Annotated in this window: 22 protein-coding genes; 15 read left to right on the forward strand and 7 right to left on the reverse strand. The window is 34.1% G+C overall.

Annotation, left to right across the window (positions count from 1 at the left end; genetic code table 11):
• The first annotated feature begins 79 nt into the window (after nucleotides 1-79).
• The 6 genes from QLS97_RS07950 (at nucleotide 80) to QLS97_RS07975 (ending at nucleotide 3,374) form a co-directional block, all read left to right on the forward strand.
• Nucleotides 80-1,333 carry a competence/damage-inducible protein A gene (locus tag QLS97_RS07950; protein WP_282715716.1) on the forward strand — a complete coding sequence of 418 codons (1,254 nt, stop codon included), beginning with the start codon at nucleotides 80-82 and terminating at the stop codon, nucleotides 1,331-1,333.
• A gap of 72 nt (nucleotides 1,334-1,405) precedes the next feature.
• Complete coding sequence (gene rpmB / locus QLS97_RS07955) at nucleotides 1,406-1,642, forward strand: 50S ribosomal protein L28 (RefSeq protein WP_024980263.1); 237 nt, start codon at nucleotides 1,406-1,408, stop codon at nucleotides 1,640-1,642.
• Between the two features lie 27 nt (nucleotides 1,643-1,669).
• On the forward strand, nucleotides 1,670-1,852 hold the full coding sequence (gene rpmG, locus QLS97_RS07960) for a 50S ribosomal protein L33 (protein WP_017495179.1): 183 nt from the start codon (nucleotides 1,670-1,672) through the stop codon (nucleotides 1,850-1,852).
• Nucleotides 1,853-1,927: 75 nt separating this feature from the next.
• Nucleotides 1,928-2,080, forward strand: coding sequence for a DUF4295 domain-containing protein (locus QLS97_RS07965; RefSeq protein ID WP_073370281.1), 153 nt, complete (start codon nucleotides 1,928-1,930; stop codon nucleotides 2,078-2,080).
• Nucleotides 2,081-2,208: 128 nt separating this feature from the next.
• Nucleotides 2,209-3,189 carry a signal recognition particle-docking protein FtsY gene (gene ftsY, locus QLS97_RS07970; RefSeq protein ID WP_282715718.1) on the forward strand — a complete coding sequence of 327 codons (981 nt, stop codon included), beginning with the start codon at nucleotides 2,209-2,211 and terminating at the stop codon, nucleotides 3,187-3,189.
• 8 nt (nucleotides 3,190-3,197) lie between these two features.
• Nucleotides 3,198-3,374 (forward strand): hypothetical protein, encoded by a 177-nt coding sequence (locus QLS97_RS07975; RefSeq protein ID WP_282715720.1) that lies wholly within the window; start codon nucleotides 3,198-3,200, stop codon nucleotides 3,372-3,374.
• Between the two features lie 2 nt (nucleotides 3,375-3,376).
• On the opposite strand, the gene QLS97_RS07980 is transcribed toward QLS97_RS07975, so the two are convergent.
• Nucleotides 3,377-4,453, reverse strand: coding sequence for a serine hydrolase domain-containing protein (locus QLS97_RS07980; RefSeq protein ID WP_282715722.1), 1,077 nt, complete (start codon nucleotides 4,451-4,453; stop codon nucleotides 3,377-3,379).
• A 240-nt stretch (nucleotides 4,454-4,693) separates the two neighbouring features.
• Here QLS97_RS07980 and QLS97_RS07985 point away from each other — a divergent pair, with 240 nt between their 5' ends.
• Complete coding sequence (locus tag QLS97_RS07985) at nucleotides 4,694-5,134, forward strand: lipocalin family protein (protein WP_282715725.1); 441 nt, start codon at nucleotides 4,694-4,696, stop codon at nucleotides 5,132-5,134.
• The gene (locus QLS97_RS07990) at nucleotides 5,115-5,411 is read left to right on the forward strand and encodes a DciA family protein (protein WP_282715726.1); all 297 of its coding nucleotides are present in this window, start codon (nucleotides 5,115-5,117) and stop codon (nucleotides 5,409-5,411) included. The genes QLS97_RS07985 and QLS97_RS07990 overlap by 20 nt, the downstream gene beginning before the upstream one ends.
• 106 nt (nucleotides 5,412-5,517) lie before the next feature.
• Here QLS97_RS07990 and QLS97_RS07995 read toward each other — a convergent pair whose 3' ends face one another.
• From QLS97_RS07995 to bshC, 3 genes are all read right to left on the reverse strand, one after another.
• Nucleotides 5,518-5,937 carry a nucleoside-diphosphate kinase gene (locus QLS97_RS07995; RefSeq protein WP_113634352.1) on the reverse strand — a complete coding sequence of 140 codons (420 nt, stop codon included), beginning with the start codon at nucleotides 5,935-5,937 and terminating at the stop codon, nucleotides 5,518-5,520.
• A 118-nt stretch (nucleotides 5,938-6,055) separates the two neighbouring features.
• Nucleotides 6,056-7,327, reverse strand: coding sequence for an acyltransferase family protein (locus tag QLS97_RS08000; RefSeq protein ID WP_282715728.1), 1,272 nt, complete (start codon nucleotides 7,325-7,327; stop codon nucleotides 6,056-6,058).
• Between the two features lie 16 nt (nucleotides 7,328-7,343).
• The gene (gene bshC / locus QLS97_RS08005) at nucleotides 7,344-8,936 is read right to left on the reverse strand and encodes a bacillithiol biosynthesis cysteine-adding enzyme BshC (RefSeq protein WP_282715730.1); all 1,593 of its coding nucleotides are present in this window, start codon (nucleotides 8,934-8,936) and stop codon (nucleotides 7,344-7,346) included.
• 142 nt (nucleotides 8,937-9,078) lie between these two features.
• Between bshC and QLS97_RS08010 the strand changes: the two genes are divergently transcribed.
• The 4 genes from QLS97_RS08010 (at nucleotide 9,079) to QLS97_RS08025 (ending at nucleotide 15,112) form a co-directional block, all read left to right on the forward strand.
• A complete protein-coding gene (locus QLS97_RS08010) occupies nucleotides 9,079-11,271 on the forward strand; it encodes a B12-binding domain-containing radical SAM protein (protein WP_282715732.1) in 2,193 nt (730 codons plus the stop codon).
• Between the two features lie 99 nt (nucleotides 11,272-11,370).
• Entirely contained in the window at nucleotides 11,371-11,856 is a 486-nt protein-coding gene (locus QLS97_RS08015; RefSeq protein ID WP_282715734.1) for an acyl-CoA carboxylase biotin carboxyl carrier protein subunit, read from the forward strand.
• Nucleotides 11,857-11,950: 94 nt separating this feature from the next.
• Nucleotides 11,951-13,393 carry an acetyl-CoA carboxylase biotin carboxylase subunit gene (gene accC / locus QLS97_RS08020; RefSeq protein ID WP_282715736.1) on the forward strand — a complete coding sequence of 481 codons (1,443 nt, stop codon included), beginning with the start codon at nucleotides 11,951-11,953 and terminating at the stop codon, nucleotides 13,391-13,393.
• A 177-nt stretch (nucleotides 13,394-13,570) separates the two neighbouring features.
• The gene (locus QLS97_RS08025) at nucleotides 13,571-15,112 is read left to right on the forward strand and encodes an acyl-CoA carboxylase subunit beta (RefSeq protein ID WP_282715737.1); all 1,542 of its coding nucleotides are present in this window, start codon (nucleotides 13,571-13,573) and stop codon (nucleotides 15,110-15,112) included.
• A 120-nt stretch (nucleotides 15,113-15,232) separates the two neighbouring features.
• Here the strand turns inward: QLS97_RS08025 and QLS97_RS08030 are convergent, their stop codons facing one another.
• Nucleotides 15,233-16,291 (reverse strand): type I restriction endonuclease, encoded by a 1,059-nt coding sequence (locus QLS97_RS08030; RefSeq protein WP_282715738.1) that lies wholly within the window; start codon nucleotides 16,289-16,291, stop codon nucleotides 15,233-15,235.
• Between the two features lie 305 nt (nucleotides 16,292-16,596).
• On the opposite strand from QLS97_RS08030, the gene QLS97_RS08035 reads away from it, so the two are divergent.
• From QLS97_RS08035 to QLS97_RS08045, 3 genes are all read left to right on the forward strand, one after another.
• The gene (locus tag QLS97_RS08035; RefSeq protein WP_282715739.1) at nucleotides 16,597-17,553 is read left to right on the forward strand and encodes an aldo/keto reductase; all 957 of its coding nucleotides are present in this window, start codon (nucleotides 16,597-16,599) and stop codon (nucleotides 17,551-17,553) included.
• 245 nt (nucleotides 17,554-17,798) lie between these two features.
• Nucleotides 17,799-19,910 (forward strand): response regulator, encoded by a 2,112-nt coding sequence (locus tag QLS97_RS08040; RefSeq protein ID WP_282715741.1) that lies wholly within the window; start codon nucleotides 17,799-17,801, stop codon nucleotides 19,908-19,910.
• Between the two features lie 258 nt (nucleotides 19,911-20,168).
• Nucleotides 20,169-21,521 (forward strand): NAD-dependent succinate-semialdehyde dehydrogenase, encoded by a 1,353-nt coding sequence (locus QLS97_RS08045; RefSeq protein WP_282715743.1) that lies wholly within the window; start codon nucleotides 20,169-20,171, stop codon nucleotides 21,519-21,521.
• Between the two features lie 140 nt (nucleotides 21,522-21,661).
• Here the strand turns inward: QLS97_RS08045 and QLS97_RS08050 are convergent, their stop codons facing one another.
• Both QLS97_RS08050 and QLS97_RS08055 read right to left on the reverse strand, forming a co-directional pair.
• Nucleotides 21,662-22,141: a hypothetical protein gene (locus tag QLS97_RS08050; protein WP_282715744.1), complete on the reverse strand. Its 480-nt coding sequence runs from the start codon at nucleotides 22,139-22,141 to the stop codon at nucleotides 21,662-21,664.
• Nucleotides 22,142-22,224: 83 nt separating this feature from the next.
• Complete coding sequence (locus QLS97_RS08055) at nucleotides 22,225-22,530, reverse strand: hypothetical protein (RefSeq protein WP_282715746.1); 306 nt, start codon at nucleotides 22,528-22,530, stop codon at nucleotides 22,225-22,227.
• Nucleotides 22,531-22,555 lie beyond the last annotated feature (25 nt).

The raw sequence follows: 22,555 nt of genomic DNA on the forward strand, positions 1-22,555 counted from the left end.
CACGCAAAAAAAAACTGAATGTGCTATTTTATACATTTCTTTTTTTAAGATTGCAATCCCATAAAAAAATCACAAAAAAATGAAAGCAACCATAGTTACCATTGGTGACGAAATTTTAATAGGTCAAATTGTCGATACGAATTCTGGTTTTATTGCCAAGTCGTTAGATAAAATTGGTGTTGAAATCAATGAAATGATTTCGATTAGTGATGATAAAAAACACATTTTAGATACGTTTGCAGTACTTCAAAATAAAGTCGATTTGGTGATTATAACTGGAGGTTTAGGACCGACAAAAGATGACATTACCAAGAAAACATTTTGTGATTATTTTGATGATGAATTGATTGTTGATCAAAAAGTGCTGGCTCATGTTACGCAACTTATAGAAGGTTTTTATAAGCGAACAATTACCCAAATCAATAAAGATCAGGCGCTGGTTCCGTCAAAATGCACGGTGCTTCACAATCAGGTGGGTACTGCGCCAGGAATGTGGATGAAAAAGGAAAACACCGTTTTTATTTCGCTTCCAGGAGTTCCTTATGAAATGAAGTATGTAGTGGAGCATGAAATCATCCCAAAAGTAGTTCGGGAATACAAACGACCTTATATTATCCATAAAACAATTCTTACGTACGGACAAGGTGAAAGTATGGTGGCGGAACGGATAGAGGATTGGGAAAATAATCTTCCGGAATTTATTAAGTTGGCTTACTTGCCTGCGCCTGGAAGAGTTCGTTTGCGCCTTTCGGCCCGTGGCACAGATAAAGAAAAATTAGAAGCTGCTATCGAAGAAAATGTAAACACACTGGATGCTATAATCCATGATATTATCGTTGGTTTTGATGATGATGAAACTTTAGAGGTTGTGGTAGGAAAAATGCTTACAAAGCAAAATAAAACGATTTCCACTGCCGAGAGTTGTACCGGAGGTAAGATTGCAGCAGTATTAACATCGGTTTCTGGGGCTTCAAAGTATTTTAAAGGAAGTGTGGTTTCGTATGCAACTGAAGTTAAAATCGATGTTTTAGGCATTCCGGAAAGCCTCATAAAAGAAAATTCTGTGGTGAGTAGAGAAGTAGTTTCGGCGATGGCTTTGAATGTAAAAAACATGATGAAAACAGATTATGCAATTGCGACAACCGGTAACGCTGGACCGTCAAAAGGAGACTCAAATGCAGAAGTTGGAACAGTTTTTATTGCATTGGCAACACCAAGCGAAGTAATTGTTGAAGAATTTAATTTTGGTCAACCCCGTGAAAAAGTGATAGATAGAGCTGTAATTAAAAGTTTAGAACTATTACAGAAAGAAATTTTAAAAAATGTGCAATAAATTTGTTGCTTAATAGGTTTATTTTTCTTTTCTTTGCACCCTGATTTTGAATAACGATAAAAGATAAGTATAATGTCAAGAGTTTGTGACCTTACAGGTAAAAGAGCGATGGTAGGAAATAACGTTTCTCACGCTATGAACAAAACTAAGAGAAAATTTTCTGTAAACTTAGTTAAAAAGCGTTTTTATCTTCCAGAAGAAGATAGATGGATTACTCTAAGAGTAGCTGCATCTACGATAAAAACAATTAATAAAAATGGAATCGCTGCAGTTTTGAAAAAAGCGCAGTCAGAAGGATTTATTAAATAATCCATTCCAAAATAAAAAAATAGCAAGATGGCAAAGAAAGGTAATAGAATCCAGGTAATTTTAGAATGTACTGAGCACAAGACTTCGGGTGTTGCAGGAACTTCAAGATACATAACAACAAAGAACAAAAAAAATACACCAGACAGATTAGAGATTAAGAAATTTAATCCAATCTTGAAACGTGTAACTGTTCACAAAGAAATTAAATAATAATTAGAGATTTTAATAAAAATCTCAAATGGTCACATTTGGAGATTTTATTTAAATTTAAATAACATTTGAATCATGGCAAAGAAAACCGTAGCATCGTTACAAACATCTTCTAAGAGATTATCAAAAGCCATCAAAATGGTGAAATCTCCAAAAACAGGTGCATATACATTCGTAGAATCTATTATGGCCCCTGAAGCTGTTGATGAATTCTTGAAAAAGAAATAATTAGCAATCACATTATATAGAAAAGCTACTTTCATTCGGAAGTAGCTTTTTTATTTTCTATATTTACCGTTAGAAAAACGTATTGGTTCTTTGGACTTAAATACTTCATTCTTAATACTATTTATACAATGAGTTTTTTCAAAAGAATATTTTCATCAGAGAAAAATGACCCGAGCCTAAGTGAACAGGCGAAGCAAACATTAGACAAGAGTCTTGAAAAATCAAAAACAAATTTCTTTTCGAAGTTAACCAAAGCTGTTGCCGGAAAGTCAAAAGTTGATGAGGAGGTTTTAGATAATTTAGAGGAAATCCTTGTTGCCTCAGATGTTGGTGTGAATACTACATTAAAAATAATTACCAGAATCGAAAATCGTGTTGCTTCAGATAAATATCTTGGTATAGAAGAACTCAATCAAATTCTTAGAGAAGAAATTGCTGCTTTATTATCAGAGACAAATACTGGTGAAGCTACTGAATTTGTAATTCCAATCCAGACGAAACCTTATGTTTTAATGGTGGTTGGGGTAAATGGTGTCGGAAAAACGACTACCATTGGTAAATTAGCCTATCAGTTTAAAAAAGCAGGTTATAATGTGGTTCTTGGTGCAGCCGATACTTTTCGTGCGGCTGCCATCGATCAGTTACAAATATGGGCGGATAGAGTAGGCGTTCCTATTGTTCGTCAAGATATGGGAAGTGATCCTGCTTCGGTAGCTTTTGATACCTTACAATCAGCAGTGGCACAAAATGCCGATGTCGTTATTATTGATACTGCAGGTCGTTTGCATAATAAAATTAATTTAATGAACGAATTGACCAAAGTAAAACGAGTGATGCAAAAAGTCGTTGGTGATGCGCCACATGATGTATTATTGGTTTTGGATGGATCAACCGGTCAGAATGCTTTTGAACAAGCAAAACAATTTACAGCAGCTACTGAGGTTACTTGTTTAGCAGTTACTAAACTGGACGGAACTGCAAAAGGCGGCGTTGTAATAGGAATCTCAGATCAATTTAAAATTCCAGTAAAGTACATTGGTGTTGGAGAAGGAATTGAGGATCTTCAGGTTTTTAATAAGTATGAGTTTGTAGATAGTTTTTTTAAATAATAATCAGAATGGATTTTTCTTCTTTAAAAAACACACCTCCGATGTATCTCTATTTAGTGAGTATCATTTCTTTTATATTGGCAAATCTTATTCGAGATAAAAGCCTTGGTTTCTATTATTTTTTGTTGATAATAGGATTGGTTTTCTTTGTTTTAGGTTTTATGAGACGTTTGAAAACCAAGTAGATTTATTGGTATAAAGCACTAATTTTTTGCCATAACGTTTCATCAAAATCGGATAAAGCAAAAGTTGGATTATCTGGATTTGCAACATCTCCCATTCTGATAACGACCATTTTCTTGCTTGGAATAACATAGATTTTCTGATCATTTTTGCCTAACGCCATATACATATCGGCTGGAGCAGTTGGTATTAAACTACCATTGAACTGAAGTTGGCTTTGTGGCAAATGATAACTTGATTTTCCATTCAGCCACCATAAATAACCATAGCCCAGATTTATAGTTTGTGAAGTGTTTGTGGCTTCATTAAGATAGTTCTCATTCAATATGGTATTGCTTTCCCATTTTCCTTTGTTGGATATTAACAAACCAAAGCGTGCCATGGAGCGGGTTGTACTTCCATAAACGGAATTATTGCCTAATTGAAACCATGTGCCATCCATTCCTATTTTATCTTTCAATTTGGTATTGAAATAGGAATTCCAGGTTTGACCGCTGGCTTGAGCAACCACATCCTGTAATTTTACATATGCATTATGATACGCCCAACGTGTTCCTGCATCCGCTTTATATTTTAGGCTTGCTGGATCAACATCATCCGTACTATCATCTAAACCGGAAGTCATATTGAGTAAATGTTTGTTTGTAATTAAGTTTTCTTTTGCTAAAGGCAAGCTGGTCCAACCGGTTCCTATGTATTGCGAAACTTTAGTATTGATGTTGATGAGGTTTTCTTGTTGTGCAATTCCTGTTACAGTTGATGTCAGCGTTTTTCCGGCGCTTGCCCAATACCAAAAAGCATTGGCGTCATGACCATTGAAATAATGTTCCATTACGATTCTTCCGTTGACAAGAATGATGAAAGATTTAGAATTTTTGAGTTCTAAATAATCTAATAGTGGTTGAACTGCGGATTGTTTCCAACCTAAACTTGCAATAGATTTTGTTTCCCAAGTTGTACCAGTTAAAGGCGGGAAATAGATTGTTTCTGCAGGTGTTGGAGTAGGAGTTGGTTCGGTAGTATCGGAACTGCAGCTGCTACACAATAATACGATGAGGAGACTATAGATTATTTTTGACATCTTGTTACTGATTTATTTCTAATTCCTTTAAGACCAAAAATATAGAAAATAGTTTAATGTGTTTCTGCTATTTTTGTTTTCTTTGAATTTAATAAGAGTAACTTTGTAGTATAAAATAAAAGAGTTGTATCTTCAAAATGCCTAGCCCTGATGGAAGCGGAAATCCTTTTTAGCCGCTTTTTTTGCGGATAAAAAGATTGCAGCGAAAAGCAGGAAACAGCTCCTAAAAATAATAAATATATGAAAAACACATTTAGCATTCTTTTTATAGCATTCCTTTTTGTGGGATGTCAGCAAAATATTAAGCCTGTAGACATTTCTAAAATAAACGGATATTGGGAAATTGAAAAAGTTGTTTTTGATGCTGGGAAAGACAAGAATTACGGGATGAATGAAAGTTATGATTTTTTTAAAATAGATAATAATAAAGGGATTCGTAAGAAAGTGATGCCGCAATTGGACGGGACTTTTTTAGTGAATGATGTTTATGAAAGCGTAACGGTGCGATTTGCCGATGACAAAGTGTTTTTGGATTATTCGACACCTTATATGAAATGGAGTGAAGAGTTAATTGCTTTGTCAGCAGAAGAATTAGTATTGTTGAACAAGGAAAAAATAGAATATCATTACAAGAAAACAACACCAATAAATTTACTGGGCGATGGCAAAACGGCTAAATAATCAAAGTACAATAGGGGATGTTTTGAAACAAATTATCCAAGTGAATAAACTGCAACCTGGAATGGATCAAATTGACGTTAAAGACGCATGGAAAAATCTGATGGGAAATGGTGTGAATAATTACACTAAAAATGTGGTTTTGAAAGGAAGTACTTTGTATGTGGAATTGAGTTCTTCAGTATTACGGGAAGAATTAAGTCATGGTAAATCAAAAATTGTGGCTATGATTAATGAAGAACTGCGTCGAGATGTGGTAAAGGATGTGGTTTTAAGATAATGATTTTAGACTAAAGATTAAAGATTTCCTGGTCATAAAAAAATCCCGTTTCAATTTTGAAACGGGATTTTTTATTTATACGATTTTCTAAATCTTAATTCATGAATTAAAATTGCTCTCTTCCAGCAAAATGGAAAGCACCTTCGATAGCTGCGTTTTCATCGCTATCAGAACCGTGAACTGCATTTTCTCCGATAGAAGTTGCGTAAGCTTTACGGATAGTTCCTTCAGCAGCTTCAGCTGGGTTTGTAGCACCGATTAAAGTTCTGAAATCTTCAACAGCGTTATCTTTTTCTAAAATAGCAGCAACAATTGGTCCTCTTGACATGAATTCAACTAATTCACCGTAGAAAGGTCTTGCAGCGTGAACTTCATAAAATGCTTGAGCATCAGCAACAGTTAATTGCGTTAATTTCAAAGAAACGATTTTGAAACCTGCATTAGTAATCATTGCAAGTATGTTTCCGATGTGTCCGTTAGCAACAGCATCAGGCTTGATCATTGTAAATGTTCTATTAGTAGCCATTTTTTTGTTTTTTAAATTTTTCGAATTGGGTGCAAAAGTAAACTTTTTTTATGTGTTTATTTTAATAAATCACCAATTAAAAGGAGTTTATTTAAGATTAATTAGGATTTTTTAAAAATTAAACCTTAAAGATTAATTTATGTTTATAAAAAAGCCCTAAAATGAAAGACCAAATAGTTACATAAATCAAAGCTCCGGCTAAGGATGCCGTCATAGGATTATTGAAAACCGGTGCAATCCAAAAACTATACAGATAATTTTGAAGATTGATTTGTTCTGTTGGTATTTCAGGATTTTGAAATTGGATCATTTCCAATCCTTGTGGGATTATTTCCGAAAAGAAGAATACAATCATTGGATTTACGCCCCAAATAAGAAATAGCTTTGTCCATTTTTTATAGTTTGCAATATCAATTACATAATAAAAAAGAGTCAAAGAAAGTATTGCCAAACCGGATGTGTATAAAACAAAAGAGCTCGTCCACAATGATTTGTTTAGTGGAAATACGATAGACCATAAAAGTGCAAGAATAATAAGAATGATCCCAGCGATTCCCATTCTTTTTGCAATTTCCAGTTTTGGTAATGGACGATTTAGCAATTGACCAATAAGCAATCCTATTATTCCGGAAGCTATTGCAGGAATAGTACTTAGAATTCCTTCTGGATCCCAAGTTTTTGTAACTGCCCATACATGATCTTTTAATAAAATACTGTCAATCCATGATGCTAAATTAGTTCCTTTTTCAAGGTTTACTAGACCAATTCCAGGAACAGGAATCAGTGTCATTATTGCCCAATATCCTAATAAAATTGTTGAAGCTACTATAAGTTGTGTTTTTTGGGTAGTTTTTAAATACAAAAGAGATATTATAAAATATACAATTCCAATGCGCTGTAAAACGCCGGGAAGTCTCACGTCTTGATAAGCTTCAATACCACTGTAAGCTAAGAATACATAAACAGCAAATATAGCAACGGCTAAATAGGTTTTGACTTTTGGATTGAAACTTCCCATAAGTGCATAGCCTACGCCAATTGTTATGATTAATCGTCCTATTAATAACGGGATTCCTTCCAGTCCGAAGAGTTGTATTTTTCCAAAAAAATTAAAAAAGACCCCTAAACAAAACATGCGCAGTGAGCGAACCATTATTTTATTAAAAGTTGTACTGTCAAAAGTTTTTGTAGGCATTGCGAAAGAAACAGCTACGCCCATAATGAAAATAAAAAACGGAAAAACTAAATCGGTGGGAGTGCAACCATTCCAATCAGAGTGTAATAAAGGAGGATAGACTGTCGCCCAGCTTCCTGGATTGTTGACAATGGTCATTAATAAAATAGTAAATCCTCTAAATACATCCAGTGAAATCAGGCGTTCTTTGATCATTAGTTTTTGGGTGGTTTTAAGGAAGTGTAATTATATCAAAATTAGACTGTAAAGGCTTGAGTTGATTCACCAATGTTGGAATCAGATTGTCACCATTTTCTAAATAAAATTCCGAAAAATTAGTTTGGCGTTCCTGTAAACTTTGGTTGGGAAATAATTCGTTTTGCAAGTCTGTGATGCGTTGTAAAACATCACTTAATTTTCTTTTTTGTGCTTTAAGCAAACGTTTCTCCAGATTTTCTAATCCTTTAGTTTGTTTTACTTCCTGTGCTTTTACAGCTCCAATAAAAGATTTATCTGTTTTATTTGCTACTTCATAAAGCGCTTCAAATTGTTTTTGCAATTGGGTTTTCAAATGCGTTAAATCGATTGGGAAATCTGATAATTGTTTGGTTTTAGTATTCACTAAATCATCCTGTTTTGAAAATAAATCGGCCCAATTCAAGTCTAATTTGTCTGCTTTTTTAGTTTGCTTTTCGGTTGCTAATAGAACAGAGTTTCTAAGTAGAAGGATTGGAAAAGTTATTTTTGCAGCAGCAAAAAAGGATTTTAGTTCTAACCAATATGCGATTTCTCCGCCTCCGCCAATGTAGCATAAATTAGGTAGAATAACTTCTTGATACAACGGACGCATAATCACGTTAGGACTGAATTTCTCTGGATGATTCTCTAAAAGTGTTAGAATTTCACTTTCAGAAAACTCGATTTTAGTGTGATTTACTTTGTAAGTATCATTTTCAAAGATGATGCGTTCTCTGATGTCATCTTCGATATAAAACAAATTAATTTCCCGTGGATTGACTTGAACCGTGTAGTCTTTTAATTTTTCAGCAGTTTCCAATACTAATTTATGGGATGACTGTTGCAATAATTCTTCTTTTACAAAAGGAATGAAGTTGCGTTTTAAATCCTGATTATCTGCGTCCAAAATGACTAAGCCATACGCGCCAAAAAGGGCATTGGCCAAAAATCTCGTAGCATCGGCTAAATTATCGTGATTGAGATAAGAATCTTCAAATAGTTTTTTGAGTGTATTTGCATTTGTACTGGAACCTAATTCCAGCGCATATACTTCAAGGAAATCAGCTAAACCTTCAGTAGATAATCTACCAACAGGACCAGTGCTTTCTTTGTTCCAACGGAATTTTTTACCTTTAAAATTAAAATAATTGATTTCTTCAAAATCATGATCCTCGGTTGCCATCCAATAAATTGGGACAAAATTTGAATCAGGATATTTTGCTTTTAATTCGGTTGTTAAATTAATGGTTGAAATAATTTTGTACAAAAAATACAATGGCCCACTGAATAAATTCAATTGATGACCAGTGGTAATGGTAAATGTATTGGAATTTGCTAAAGAGGCAATATTTTGATTTGTTAAAGCCGAAGTTTCAACGGTATTGTATTGTTTTTGCAAAACAGAAACTAAAGTAGCTCTGGAAGTATCATCAAAATTAGCTTGCTTCTCCTGAATTTGCGATTCAAAATTTCCAAGATTGGGAAAACGATGGTATAAAGAGTGAAGATTGCTTTTTTCCTCTAAATAATCATTCATTAGAGCAGAAAAATATCCGGAATTCTGATAGCTGATACAGTCGGTTGGCATGTTTTGAGTTTCTAAATTTGTCGCTAAAGTAAGAAAAAGTAAAGTTATGTTTTTTTGGTTTAAGATATGTTTAGGAAATGTCTATTTTTAAATTGTTAAGAATCCATTTTTAACCTTTATTTTTGCACCAAACTTATTCCTTTTGAAAACCAAATTATTCGTAATCACGCCTCCTTTTACCCAACTGAATACACCGTATCCGGCAACCGCATATATCAAAGGGTTTCTGAACACCAAAAACATTGAGTCTGTGCAGGCGGATTTGGGTATTGAAGTGATTTTGAAATTGTTTTCGAAAAAAGGACTTGAAGATTTGTTTAATTACTCAAGATCCAAAACCCAATACCCAACACCCAATAGCCAAAGAATTTCCGCTTTACAAGATGAATACCTTAAAACGATTGATCCCGTAATTTCTTTTTTACAAGGGAAAAATCCAACCTTGGCACTTCAAATATGTCAGGAAGATTTCTTGCCGGAAGCGTCCCGTTTTGCACAATTGGAAGAACTCGATTGGGCTTTTGGAACGATGGGAACACAAGACAAAGCCAAGCATTTAGCGACTTTGTATCTGGAAGATATTTCGGATTTTATTGTGGAATGTGTTGATGCTAATTTTGGTTTTAGCCGCTATGCGGAACGTTTGGGACGAAGTGCGAATTCTTTTGACGAATTGTACGAAGCTTTACAGCAGGAACCTACTTATATTGATAATTTACTTCTTTCTATTCTAAAAGAACGAATAGAAACTATTCAACCTACATTATTCCTAATTTCGATTCCGTTTCCAGGGAATTTATATTCGGCTTTTCGTTCCGCCCAATGGGTGAAAAAGCATCATCCAAATATCAAGATTTCGATGGGAGGTGGTTTTCCCAATACCGAATTGCGTTCGCTTTCAGATGCCCGAGTGTTTGAGTTTTTCGATTTTATTACGTTGGATGATGGTGAAATGCCAATTGAAGAATTAATTTCCAATATTGAAAATCCAGATTACAATTCCTACAAACGAACCTTTCTATTGGAAGAAGGAAAAGTAGTTTACAAAAATAATTCTCTAAAACACGATTACAAACAATCGCAAGTGGGAACTCCCGATTATTCTGATTTACTTTTGGATAAATACATTTCGGTTATCGAAATTGTGAATCCAATGCACCGTATGTGGAGCGATGGCCGCTGGAACAAACTCACCATGGCGCACGGTTGCTATTGGGGGAAATGTACGTTTTGTGATATTTCATTGGATTATATCAAAATTTACGAACCCGTTGCTGCCAATTTATTGTGCGACCGAATGGAGGAAATGATTGCCCAAACAGGCGAGAATGGATTTCATTTTGTTGATGAAGCCGCACCTCCGGCTTTGATGCGCGCTTTGGCTCTCGAAATCCTTCGCAGGAAATTAGCAGTGACGTGGTGGACCAACATTCGATTTGAAAAAAGCTTTACCAAAGACTTGTGTTTGCTTCTAAAAGCATCCGGTTGTATCGCCGTTTCTGGCGGTCTCGAAGTCGCTTCCGATAGATTGTTAAAATTAATAGACAAAGGTGTAACGGTAGAACAAGTTGCGAAAGTGACCCGAAATTTCACTGAAGCAGGCGTTATGGTTCATGCGTATTTGATGTACGGTTATCCTACACAAACCATTCAGGAAACGGTGGATAGTCTCGAAATGGTGCGTCAATTATTTGAAGTTGGGGTATTACAATCGGGATTCTGGCATCAATTTGCGATGACCGCGCACAGTCCAGTGGGTTTGTATCCGGAGAAATTTGGTGTAATAAAAGAAACCGAAGCAATTGGAACTTTCGCCAATAACGATATTAATTATACCGATGCAACAGGAATCGATCATGATAAATTCAGTTTTGGACTCAAGAAATCCTTATTCAATTTTATGCACGGAATCTGTTTTGATTATGAATTGCAGGATTGGTTTGAGTTTAAAATTCCAAAGACTAAAATTTCACCCGATTTTATTTTTGATGCCTTACAGGAAGACGATGATTTCAATATCAAACCTACGGCTAAAATCGTTTGGTTAGGTGGGAAGCCATTTATTGAACATTTTACAAAATCTAAAAAAGGGAATTCTTGGGAAATGATGACTTTGACTTTTCATGATAAAAAAGAAAGTTTCTCCATTCAAACCAATAAAAAGGAAGGAGAATGGTTGGTTGAAATGCTGCTAAAAATTTCCGTTTCGAATGCTAAAATTTATAATTACCAAGAAGTTAAAGCTAATTTCGAATCACATCTTGAAGACTTTGAATTATTTTGGTACTCAAAACCTATTAAAACCCTTAGAGAGTTTGGATTATTAGTATTATAAGTTTTTCTCTCTAACTATATCTATTTAGCATAAAACTTAATTTTAGGTTTACGAAAACGTTTTCTTTTACTTATTTTTACGATTCTAAAATAGAAACAAATGAGTATTGGTTATAAAGTTAATGTAAACGACACTTTTCATTTTGATTTGGAAAAGGAAAGTGTTTCACAACTAGATGTAGTGAGTGTGGAGACGAACAAGTTCCATATTTTACACGAAAACACACCTTATCAAGCGGAAATCGTCACTTCTGATTTTCTTCAAAAAAACTATACCGTCAAGGTAAACAACAACACCTATACCGTTGCCATTTCAAATCCTTTGGATATTTTGATTAAGGAAATGGGATTCGAAACGGGACTTACCAAACAAGTCAATTTTATCAAAGCACCTATGCCCGGATTGATTCTAGAAATCAGTGTTGTGGTAGGACAAACTGTAAAAGAGAACGACAACCTGATTATTTTGGGTGCCATGAAAATGGAAAACAGTTTTCTTTCCCCGAGAGATGGCGTTATCAAAACCATTTCGGTTGCTATGGGAGATGCTGTGGATAAAGGACAGTTGTTAATTGAGTTTGAATAATAAAATACGGCTAATTCGCTAATTAAAAATAGAATATTGAATTATTCAAAGGAAGAGATTTAAAATTAGCGAATCTGCGGTTAAAAAATAAAAAATGAAAAAATTATTAGTTGCCAATAGAGGGGAAATCGCCATTAGGGTGATGAAAACCGCACAAAAAATGGGCATTAAAACCGTAGCAGTATATTCTACTGCCGACAGAAATGCACCGCACGTAAAATTTGCCGATGAAGCGGTTTGGATCGGAGAAGCGCCTTCGAGCCAATCGTATTTATTAGGAAGTAAAATTATAGAGGTTGCGAAATCCTTAAACGTAGATGCCATTCATCCAGGTTATGGATTTCTGAGTGAGAATGCGGATTTTGCCGAAGAAGCGGAGAAAAACAACATCATTTTTATTGGTCCAAAGTCGAAAGCGATAAAAATCATGGGAAGTAAATTAGCGGCTAAAGATGCCGTTAAACAATACAATATTCCAATGGTTCCCGGTTTTGACGAAGCCATTACTGATGTCGAAAAAGCAAAAGTAGTTGCTAAAAAAATTGGTTTCCCTATACTGATTAAAGCATCAGCAGGTGGTGGTGGAAAAGGAATGCGTGTGGTAGAAAGTGAAGCTGATTTCGAATCCCAAATGGATCGCGCCATTAGTGAAGCCATTGCTGCTTTTGGAGATGGTTCCGTTTTTATCGAAAAATATGTGGGTTCGCCAAGACATATCGAAATTCAAATTATGGCAGACAGTCATGGGAATGTGTTGTATTTATTCGAAAGAGAATGCAGTATCCAGCGTCGTCACCAAAAAGTAATTGAAGAAGCGCCTTCTTCGGTTTTAACACCGGAATTGCGTAAAAAAATGGGTGAAGCCGCTGTTTTGGTGGCTAAATCCTGTGATTATTTAGGAGCTGGAACCGTTGAATTTTTATTGGACGAAAATAATAATTTCTACTTCTTGGAAATGAATACCCGTTTGCAGGTGGAACATCCCGTTACAGAATGGATTACCAGAACCGATTTGGTAGAACTGCAAATCAGAGTGGCAAGAGGAGAAGCATTGACAATCAAACAAGAAGATTTGAAAATAAAAGGACACGCGATGGAATTACGTGTGTATGCCGAAGATCCGATGAATGATTTCTTGCCGAGTGTAGGCCACTTAGACGTGTATCAATTGCCTGTTGGTGAAGGAATTCGTGTGGATAATGGTTTTGAGCAAGGCATGGATATTCCTATTTATTACGATCCGATGTTGGCCAAATTAATCACTTATGGTGAAACCCGTGAAGAGGCTATTCAAATTATGATTAAGGCAATTGAAGATTATCATGTGGAAGGTGTGCAGACGACACTGCCTTTCGGGAAATTTGTTTTTGAACACGAAGCGTTTCGTTCCGGGAAATTTGACACGCATTTCGTGAAGAATTATTACAATGCCGATGTGTTGAAAAAACAAATGGCGCAAGAAGCCGAAATCGCCGCTTTGGTGGCTTTGAAACAATATTTTGAAGATCAAAAAATAGTACGCTTATTAAACTCTTAAAACGTCAGTTCGAGTTGAGCAAAGGTTTTGAACAAAAAACCTTTGGGAAGTATCGAGAACTTTACATTTCATAAGGCTTCTCGATACAATTTTAAACAGTAAAGCTACCGCATTACTGTTCAAAACCACTCGAAGTGACGAAATTTTAAAAAACAATAGTATCCAATTCAATAAAGTATGGAATCTAAAATAAAAACACTAAACGATAAAATTGCCGAAGCTCATTTGGGTGGAGGTAAAAATAGAATTGCAAAACAACATTCCAATAAAAAGCTAACAGCGAGAGAACGTGTCGAGTATTTGATGGACGAAGGTTCTTTTGAAGAAATCGGGATGCTGGTGACGCACCGAACGTCTGATTTTGGAATGGAAAAAGAACTGTATTACGGTGATGGTGTCATTACGGGATACGGAACCATAAACGGACGATTGGTCTATATTTTCGCACAGGATTTCACGGTTTTTGGTGGTTCATTATCTGAAACCCATGCCGAGAAAATCTGTAAAGTCATGGATATGGCAGTCAAAATGGGAGCGCCCATGATTGGACTGAATGATTCTGGTGGAGCCCGTATTCAGGAAGGTGTTCGTTCTTTGGGAGGTTATGCCGATATTTTTTATAGAAATGTACAAGCTTCAGGAGTTATTCCGCAAATCTCTGCGATTATGGGACCCTGCGCCGGTGGAGCCGTATATTCTCCTGCGATGACTGATTTTACTATGATGGTTGAAGATACCAGTTACATGTTTGTTACCGGACCAAATGTGGTAAAAACCGTAACCAACGAAACCGTGACTTCGGAGGAATTGGGTGGGGCGAGTACGCATTCTACTAAATCTGGTGTGGCACATTGCACGTCGACAAATGATGTGGAATGTCTGGAGGATTTGAAACGCTTGTTGAGTTATTTGCCACAAAGCAACAAAGAAAAAGCACACAATTTACCTTACGAACTCAATGATGAGGTTCGTACCAAATTAGCGACTATTATTCCGGATAATCCCAACAAACCGTACGACATGCACGAAGTGATTGGTGGAATTATTGATGAAGATTCGTTTTTTGAAATTCATAAAAATTATGCCGAAAATATCCTGGTAGGTTTTGCTCGATTGGGAGGGAAAAGCATTGGAATTATAGCAAACCAACCAATGATTTTAGCTGGTTGTCTTGATGTGAACAGTTCGAAAAAAGCGGCTCGATTTACCCGTTTTTGCGATTGTTTTAATATTCCGTTATTGGTTTTGGTGGATGTACCCGGCTTTTTACCGGGAACCGATCAAGAATGGAACGGGATTATCGTTCACGGTGCGAAACTGTTGTATGCTTTTAGCGAAGCAACCGTGCCAAGAGTAACCGTGATTACACGTAAAGCCTATGGTGGTGCGTATGATGTAATGAACTCCAAACACATTGGTGCCGACATGAATTTTGCCTGGCCAACTGCTGAAATTGCCGTGATGGGAGCCAAAGGCGCCTCTGAAATTATCTTCAAGAAAGAAATTAATGAAGCCGAAGATCATGAAGCAAAACTCTTGGAAAAAGAAGCGGAATATGCTGATTTGTTCGCGAATCCGTATACAGCAGCACAACGTGGTTTTGTAGATGAGGTAATCTTACCGCAAGACACTAGACGTAAACTGATAAAAGCATTTAGTATGCTCGAAAATAAAGTAAGCATTACTCCTAATAGAAAACACGGGAATATTCCTTTGTAGCATTTTATGAAAATTGAAAAGACCACCTGATATAGGTGGTTTTTTTGTTAAATTTTATTAGATATTTCACTTCAAAATTCTCGTCTGTTGGAATTATTCTAGTCTCAACAAAATTTTCGTTTATTTTTCATACGATTCTATTGTTTTTAATAGCAGTTCAGAATAATTAAAAATTTCATCTAAATTTCTAATTTCGTTTTTAGTTTCTTTTTTTACCTCGTCAAATGTTCCAATAAATTTTCTACTTCCATTTAAGTATAGTCTGCATACTGCTTTTCGATTATTGTCGTCAAGGAAAACAGCAAAATAAGATTGAGCATCTCTAAAAGTTACTCGGTTAACAGAAGTTTTTTGACGCAAAATTGTTTTAACAATCATAAAACCTTCTAATTCTTCTTCGGTTGTGTTTACTTTACTTATATCTTCTAAATTTTTTTCTGTTGAAATGTTAACCTCACTATTTTTTTCATCTTCTTTTGATAATGCAGTTTTTAATCTTTCGGTTATTAAATCGCTAATATGTTGCTGAATAGATTTTTTTGTTAATTCTGTGAATTGTTCTAAAACTTTAGCTGTTACAACACTTGGATATACTTGTTTTGCAAAATGTTTTACAAATTCGGGTGTTGGATTTGTAAGCTCCTGATTTAAAATATGTTTTAGTTCGTTCATGAATTTTAATTCACTTGCAGTATTTACAATGCTTTCAGCATCAAAATTGGTTTTATGAAATTTTTTCAATTCTTCAATTTGATTGTCTTTAACATCTGTAATATTGAATTCCAAGAACGGTTTTTCATCCATTTTGTTTGGAGAAACCAAGTCGGAATAAAATCGGTACACTATTCCATTTGTCAAAATTCCAAATTTGGCTTTTGAAACATGAAAATATCGTAATAGTTGTCCGTCGTGAATGTTTAAGTTTTGTGCCCAATGTTTACACTCAATCAGTATTGTTGGATTTCCATCTTTAAAAATTGCATAGTCAATTTTTTCACCTTTTTTAATTCCAATATCTGCTATAAACTCGGGAACAACTTCTAAGGGATTAAAAACATCATAACCTAGACTTTGCAAAAATGGCATCACAAATGCATTTTTTGTGGCTTCTTCAGTTTGTATTTGGTCTTTGTGTTTTGTTCTGTCTGCAATTACTTTAATTTGGTCTTTTAAATCCATGATTTTATAGTGTATTTGTTGTTAATTTTAAACCATAATTATGCTAATCAGTATATTTAGTGACTTTGCATTTTTTGTGTATAAATAACTAAAATAGATTTAGTTAAATGAAATGCTTTTATTGTTAAACAAATTAAAACCTCTTTTTTTGCTATACTTTACGGTTTCCCGTAAATGAGTGATAATTTTTTAATTAGTGAATTGCTTTAAAAACCGGTTGGTGTATTTTTAGTATCATTTGACATTTTAGTATCTTTCGCAGCTGACTAAAAAATTAAACTAGAATTAATTAAAAAGACAATTAAATGAAATACAACAGATGTGGGAAAAGCGGTTTATTACTGCCACAAATATCTTTAGGATTATGGCACAACTTCGGTTCGGTGGATAATTTTGAAAATGGGGAGAGCATTGTCAAAGCCGCTTTTGATAAAGGAATTTCCCATTTTGATTTGGCCAATAATTACGGTCCGGTTCCTGGTTCAGCAGAGACTAATTTTGGTAGAATATTGAAAAATAATTTTCAAGGAAACCTACGTGATGAAATCGTGATTACGACGAAAGCTGGTTACACCATGTGGAACGGTCCTTATGGTGACTGGGGTTCCCGAAAATATTTGTTATCAAGTTTAGACCAGAGTTTGAAGCGTATGAATCTGGAATATGTCGATATTTTTTATTCGCATCGTTTTGATCCGGAAACGCCTTTGGAGGAAACTATGATGGCTTTGGATTATGCCGTACGAAGCGGAAAAGCTTTATATGCGGGGATTTCTAACTACAATGCAGAGCAAACCAGAGAAGCTACCGAGATTTTGAAACGATTAGGAACACCTTGCTTGATTCATCAAGTGAAATATTCGATGTTTGTTCGAGAACCTGAAGCGGGTTTATTAGATGTTCTCGAAGAAAAAGGAGTGGGTTGTATTGCTTTTTCGCCTTTGGCACAAGGACTTTTAACAGATAAATACCTGAAAGGGATTCCGGAAAATTCGAGAGCCTCTAATCCTAACGGGCATCTAAGAACAGATGAGGTTTCGGAGGAAAGAATCCAAAAAATCATTCAGCTTAATGCCATTGCACAGCAAAGAAACCAATCATTGGCACAAATGGCTTTGGCTTGGCTATTAAAAGACAACCGAATCACTTCTGTTTTGATTGGTGCTAGTTCTGTAGGTCAATTAAATAATAATATAAACAGTTTGCAAAATCTGGATTTTTCCGCAGCTGAATTATTGGAGATTGAGAATATTTTAGGATAATTAGAAATTTTTGATCGGAAATAGAAAATTAAAGATTTAGAAGAGCAAGAATCGAGGTTTGATCGCTTTTGCGAAAGTATTCCGTTGATAAATAAACCTTTATTGCAATAGACTCCATCGTCTTGCATAGATGGAGTTTTTTTTATGATAAAAAAATGTTAACTTGCGCCAAATAAAAAAAGTGATATATCTTACAAAAATGGAAATTGTATTTTAGTTTTATTTTTTAGATTTGAGTGTATTTCATGAAGAGATTGATTAATTTAAATACGTATTCTAAACTACTGTTGTTGATAATTTCAACAAGTATTTTCTTTTTTCTAATTTACATCTCGCTCTATCTTTATACTGTTCAAGAAGAACATCATTTTTACAAAACCACTTACAATCAATATGACAAGGAAGTTAAGTCTTTGTTTAGACTTAATTCTAAAACGCCTACAGCCACTATTATTGATGTTACCTATTGGGATGAGTTGGTCCATTTTACAAAAACAAAAGATGAAAAGTGGTATGATAAATATATTTTAAGTGAATTTGAATCGTATGAAGCTGATTACATTGGTATTTATGGTTTAGATCAAAAACTAATAAATAAAATAGCTTCGTCAAAGATTAAAAGTCTTGATTTTATTCCAAAAGAGATGATGTCAGTACTTTATAAGTCTAAACTTAAAAGATTTTATATAAAAATCCCTGAAGGTATTGTTGAGGTTTTTGGTGCGACAATTCATCCTTCTAATGATCCTAAAAAGAATAAAACGAAACCTTCCGGCTATTTTTTTATGGCCAGACTTTTAGACGAGCCCTTTTTTAATGCTTTGGGAAATATAAGCAGCTCAAAAGTAAATTTAGCTTCAAGTGATTATGTAATTGCAAATGAAGATGATTTTGTTATTGTAGGTTTAGATTTAAAAGATTGGAAAAATGAAGTTGTTGCCAAATTGCTTTTTAGAAGACCTTTCAATTTAAATTATACAAACACAAAAGAGATTCTTTTTATTGTTGTTCTCGTTTCCTTGATTAACATTTTTGTCTACGTTTATTATACGAAAAGATGGGTTTATAATCCATTAAAGTTAATTAAAAGTATTTTGGAAACGGGTAATGTAAATTATATAAATAGTTTAAAAAGATCTGATGGGGAGTTTGGATACATTGGAAACCTATTTGAAGAAAACAGCAATCAACGGAAACAATTAGAAATTTCTAAACAAAAAGCAGAAGAAAGTGATACCTTAAAATCCTCTTTTTTGGCTAATTTATCGCATGAAATCAGAACTCCTATGAATGCTATAATGGGATTTAGTGATTTACTTCATGATTCAGATTTGAAGGAAGCCGAGAGATTAGAGTATTTGAAAATTATAAAAAATAGCGGTGGAAGTCTGGTTTCGATTATCGAAGACCTTATCGAAATGTCTAAAATCGATGCAAAACAAATTATGCCTAATTATAAAGGATTAGATTTAGAAAAGTGCATTACAGAATTGTATGATTCCATTAAGATTACGATTCCTAAAGACAAAGAAATCCAGTTTTATATTCTTGAAAATCCGGATAAACTTCAAGGAAATATTTTAACAGACGAAACAAAATTGAAACAGATTATAGTTAATTTAATTACTAATGCTTTAAAATTTACCGATAGAGGTTTCGTCGCTTTTGGATATTCAATAAACAAAGAAAAAGAAGTTTTAGAATTTAAGATAGAAGACTCTGGTATGGGAATCAGCGAAAATTATTTAAAAGTAATTTTTGATAGGTTTAGAAGAATAGAAGGCGATGGATCTATCGAATTATCAGGATTAGGATTGGGTTTGTCAATTACAAAAGCTTACGTAGAAATGTTGGGCGGAGAAATAAAGGTAAGTTCTACAATTGGGTTGGGTTCCATTTTTTCATTTACAATACCATTAAAATTAGATCAAACGGTAAAAGCAATAAAACCCAAAAAAGTAAAATCTTTTTACAGGAATTATGACAATGAAATTATTTTAGTTGCAGAAGATGATACCATTAATTTCTTGCTGCTGAAAAAAATTATAGAATCAAAAAATCATACCGTTATAAGAGCTAAAAACGGACAGGAAGCAGTAGATATTTGTACAGAAAATCCAAACATTACTTTGGTGTTTATGGATATAAAAATGCCTGTTTTAGATGGTTATCAAGCTTACGAAAAAATAAAAGTGATAAAACCAGAACTTCCCGTTATTGCCCAAACTGCTTACTCCTCATTTGAAGATAAAGAGAAAATGATGCAATTTGGTTTTATGGACTGTATCACAAAACCATTAGATAAGGAAAAAGTATTCGAACTGCTGGATACTGTTTTTATGGAAAGCAATAAATAAATTCAGGATACTTAAACTTGAATTATTGCTTTTAACTGTGTTGTCTTTACTTATTTCTAAAATTTTTCAAAATTTCAGAAAGAGATTTGTCTTATTCTTGTGATTTTTTTAAACGGTTCCGCCTATTAATAGCTGTAATTTTACTAGATTTAAAACATTAGTAAGGAAAGATGAATAGTTAATCGATGTTGGAAATAATTTCAAACTGCTAGTTAATTTACCAAAACTTATATTTCAAAAAATTTAAATTACAAACACATGATTTTTAAATCGATAAATCCGTTTACTCAACTAATTATAGCTGAACACGAGGTATTGACGAATGCGCAATTGAATCAAAAACTGCAATTATCTGAGCGAGCATTTAAAAATTGGAGGCAAACCACATTTGAGCAAAGAGCGGATATGATGAAAAAGTTGGCTAACATTCTGAGGGAAAAGAAAGCAGCGCTAGGTTTATTAATAACCAATGAGATGGGCAAAGTGCTATCTGAAAGTATTTCTGAAGTGGAAAAATCAGCTGGAAACTGTGACTTCTATGCCGAAAATGCGGAACAAATGTTGAAAGATGAATATTATGACACTCCTTTCAAAAGCATGTCCGTTTATGATCCAATGGGAGCTGTTTTTGCAATAATGCCGTGGAATTATCCTTTTTGGCAAGTGTTGCGTTATGCAGCTCCGGCAATTATGGCTGGGAATGTAACTCTTTTAAAACATGCATCAAACGTTATTGGTTGTGCCAAAGCAATTGAAAATGCATTCTTGGAAGCTGGTTTTCCTAAAGGTGTTTTTCAACAAATTACAATTGATATTCCTCAGGTCGAAAGTGTAATTGCATCAGATATTGTGCATGGAGTTACTTTGACCGGAAGCGAAATGGCGGGTTCATCTGTGGCTTCATTGGCAGGAAAGCATATCAAGAAATCTGTCATGGAATTGGGAGGCTCAGATGCTTTTATAGTTTTGAATGATGCAAATCTTGAAAAAGCGGCAACGGTTGCGACACAATCTAGAATGTTAAATGCAGGTCAGGCGTGTATTTGTGCCAAACGATTCATTGTTACTGAGAAAGTGGCAGATGAATTTACGGTGCTTTTTACCCAAAAAGTAAAAGCCTTGCAGCAAGGAAATCCATTACAGGAAGGAATTAATATGGGGCCGCTCGCTCGGTTGGATTTAGCGGAGAAATTAGCAATTCAATTGGAGAAATCATTGCAACAAGGTGCAAAATTAATAGTAGGCGGGGAACGGGAAAATTGTAATTTCCAACCCACACTAATTGATTTTGTTGATTCAAATAATATTGCTTTTCAGGAAGAAACTTTTGGACCGTTAGCAACTATTATTAGAGCTAAAGATGAAAATGATGCTGTGACTATTGCCAATAATCATAGATATGGTTTGGCTTCTGCAATTTGGACTGAAGACCGTGAAAATGCGTATAGACTGGCACGAAAAATAGAAGCCGGAAATGTGTTTGTTAATTCATTAGTACGATCAGATTCCAGAGTTCCTTTTGGAGGAGTAAAAAAATCAGGTTACGGAAGAGAATTGGGAACAATAGGAATCAAGGAATTTATGAATATGAAATCATTGATTATCGAATAATAATATTTGGTATTTATTATAATTAAAGAATCGAGAACAGGAATTGTATTTATAACAAATCTGTTCTCGATTTTTTTATTCACTCTATTTCTATTTATAAAAGTGTCAAGCTATGGATTCATTGCTTGATTTGCATTTTATTAATAGGTATAGATAGCCGCTTTTAAGTCTTTTGGTTTATTAGAAAGAATCACGATAAATTGAGATCCTTTAAGTGCGGCATTTTCTTTTAATCGTTTCTCACCGTTATCAGAAAACGATAAAGGCGATTCTCCCTTCGTTCCTCCGTAAAAACTAGTTATCATACCAGATTCTTTCAATCCGATTGTTTGATGTTTTTTTAATACAACAACTTTTTTATAATCGGATTTTCCATTTAGTTGAATTTTTTTAGATATGATTTCAGAATCACTTTTTGACTTTTCATTCAATTGTGCTACTGCATATTGACTGATTGTCTTTTCTTGAACACTTTTGGGTAGCGTGTAGTAAACTAAATTATTTTCTGTTTTAATAAAGTTTATATCAATTGTTCCGCCATCATGTTTGATAATTTGATGTGTTTGCGCAATTAATGAAGTTGTAAAAAAAATAGTAAATGCTATAAATAAATTTTTCATGTGTTTGTATAATAGTATATGTATAGGAACCCATTTTTAATTTGGGACATATGTTAGTAATGTTTTTAGTAAAGAAATATGGATTAAACTATTTCTGGCGGAGGAGTGAAATTTTTTAAAGCAAACTCTTTAATATTAAATAAATCAAAAGAATTGATTTTCTTACTTTCAAAAGAGTAGTATTCTAAACAATTGATACTTTCAATTGTAGCTATAAAAAGTGTTTTTGATTTGCTCTCTAAATTATTTTCTTCAGAATTTTTTTCAGATTGCTCGTATAAATCATATTTATTTTCATTAGAAAGAACGGAAAATTTGTCACTTATCCATACAGAGGAAAAAGCGACAAATAATAGTAAAACCGAAAACTTAATTAATAAATGAATCATATTTTAAATATAACAAAAAGGAATT

It is taken from the genome of Flavobacterium yafengii (assembly GCF_030010375.1).
GTDB classification, from domain to species: domain Bacteria; phylum Bacteroidota; class Bacteroidia; order Flavobacteriales; family Flavobacteriaceae; genus Flavobacterium; species Flavobacterium yafengii.

What these genes read in the sequence shown, in the direction of transcription:
- QLS97_RS08035 (WP_282715739.1), top strand. Translation starts at nt 16,597, where the DNA reads ATGAAATACAACAGATGTGGGAAAAGCGGTTTATTACTGCCACAAATA.
- QLS97_RS07990 (WP_282715726.1), top strand. Translation starts at nt 5,115, where the DNA reads ATGGCAAAACGGCTAAATAATCAAAGTACAATAGGGGATGTTTTGAAA.
- QLS97_RS08050 (WP_282715744.1), bottom strand. Translation starts at nt 22,141, where the DNA reads ATGAAAAATTTATTTATAGCATTTACTATTTTTTTTACAACTTCATTA.
- rpmG (WP_017495179.1), top strand. Translation starts at nt 1,670, where the DNA reads ATGGCAAAGAAAGGTAATAGAATCCAGGTAATTTTAGAATGTACTGAG.
- QLS97_RS07950 (WP_282715716.1), top strand. Translation starts at nt 80, where the DNA reads ATGAAAGCAACCATAGTTACCATTGGTGACGAAATTTTAATAGGTCAA.
- QLS97_RS08030 (WP_282715738.1), bottom strand. Translation starts at nt 16,291, where the DNA reads ATGGATTTAAAAGACCAAATTAAAGTAATTGCAGACAGAACAAAACAC.
- bshC (WP_282715730.1), bottom strand. Translation starts at nt 8,936, where the DNA reads ATGCCAACCGACTGTATCAGCTATCAGAATTCCGGATATTTTTCTGCT.
- QLS97_RS08025 (WP_282715737.1), top strand. Translation starts at nt 13,571, where the DNA reads ATGGAATCTAAAATAAAAACACTAAACGATAAAATTGCCGAAGCTCAT.
- accC (WP_282715736.1), top strand. Translation starts at nt 11,951, where the DNA reads ATGAAAAAATTATTAGTTGCCAATAGAGGGGAAATCGCCATTAGGGTG.
- QLS97_RS08040 (WP_282715741.1), top strand. Translation starts at nt 17,799, where the DNA reads ATGAAGAGATTGATTAATTTAAATACGTATTCTAAACTACTGTTGTTG.
- QLS97_RS08055 (WP_282715746.1), bottom strand. Translation starts at nt 22,530, where the DNA reads ATGATTCATTTATTAATTAAGTTTTCGGTTTTACTATTATTTGTCGCT.
- QLS97_RS08045 (WP_282715743.1), top strand. Translation starts at nt 20,169, where the DNA reads ATGATTTTTAAATCGATAAATCCGTTTACTCAACTAATTATAGCTGAA.
- QLS97_RS07980 (WP_282715722.1), bottom strand. Translation starts at nt 4,453, where the DNA reads ATGTCAAAAATAATCTATAGTCTCCTCATCGTATTATTGTGTAGCAGC.
- QLS97_RS07985 (WP_282715725.1), top strand. Translation starts at nt 4,694, where the DNA reads ATGAAAAACACATTTAGCATTCTTTTTATAGCATTCCTTTTTGTGGGA.
- QLS97_RS07995 (WP_113634352.1), bottom strand. Translation starts at nt 5,937, where the DNA reads ATGGCTACTAATAGAACATTTACAATGATCAAGCCTGATGCTGTTGCT.
- QLS97_RS07965 (WP_073370281.1), top strand. Translation starts at nt 1,928, where the DNA reads ATGGCAAAGAAAACCGTAGCATCGTTACAAACATCTTCTAAGAGATTA.
- QLS97_RS08000 (WP_282715728.1), bottom strand. Translation starts at nt 7,327, where the DNA reads ATGATCAAAGAACGCCTGATTTCACTGGATGTATTTAGAGGATTTACT.
- QLS97_RS07975 (WP_282715720.1), top strand. Translation starts at nt 3,198, where the DNA reads ATGGATTTTTCTTCTTTAAAAAACACACCTCCGATGTATCTCTATTTA.
- rpmB (WP_024980263.1), top strand. Translation starts at nt 1,406, where the DNA reads ATGTCAAGAGTTTGTGACCTTACAGGTAAAAGAGCGATGGTAGGAAAT.
- QLS97_RS08015 (WP_282715734.1), top strand. Translation starts at nt 11,371, where the DNA reads ATGAGTATTGGTTATAAAGTTAATGTAAACGACACTTTTCATTTTGAT.
- ftsY (WP_282715718.1), top strand. Translation starts at nt 2,209, where the DNA reads ATGAGTTTTTTCAAAAGAATATTTTCATCAGAGAAAAATGACCCGAGC.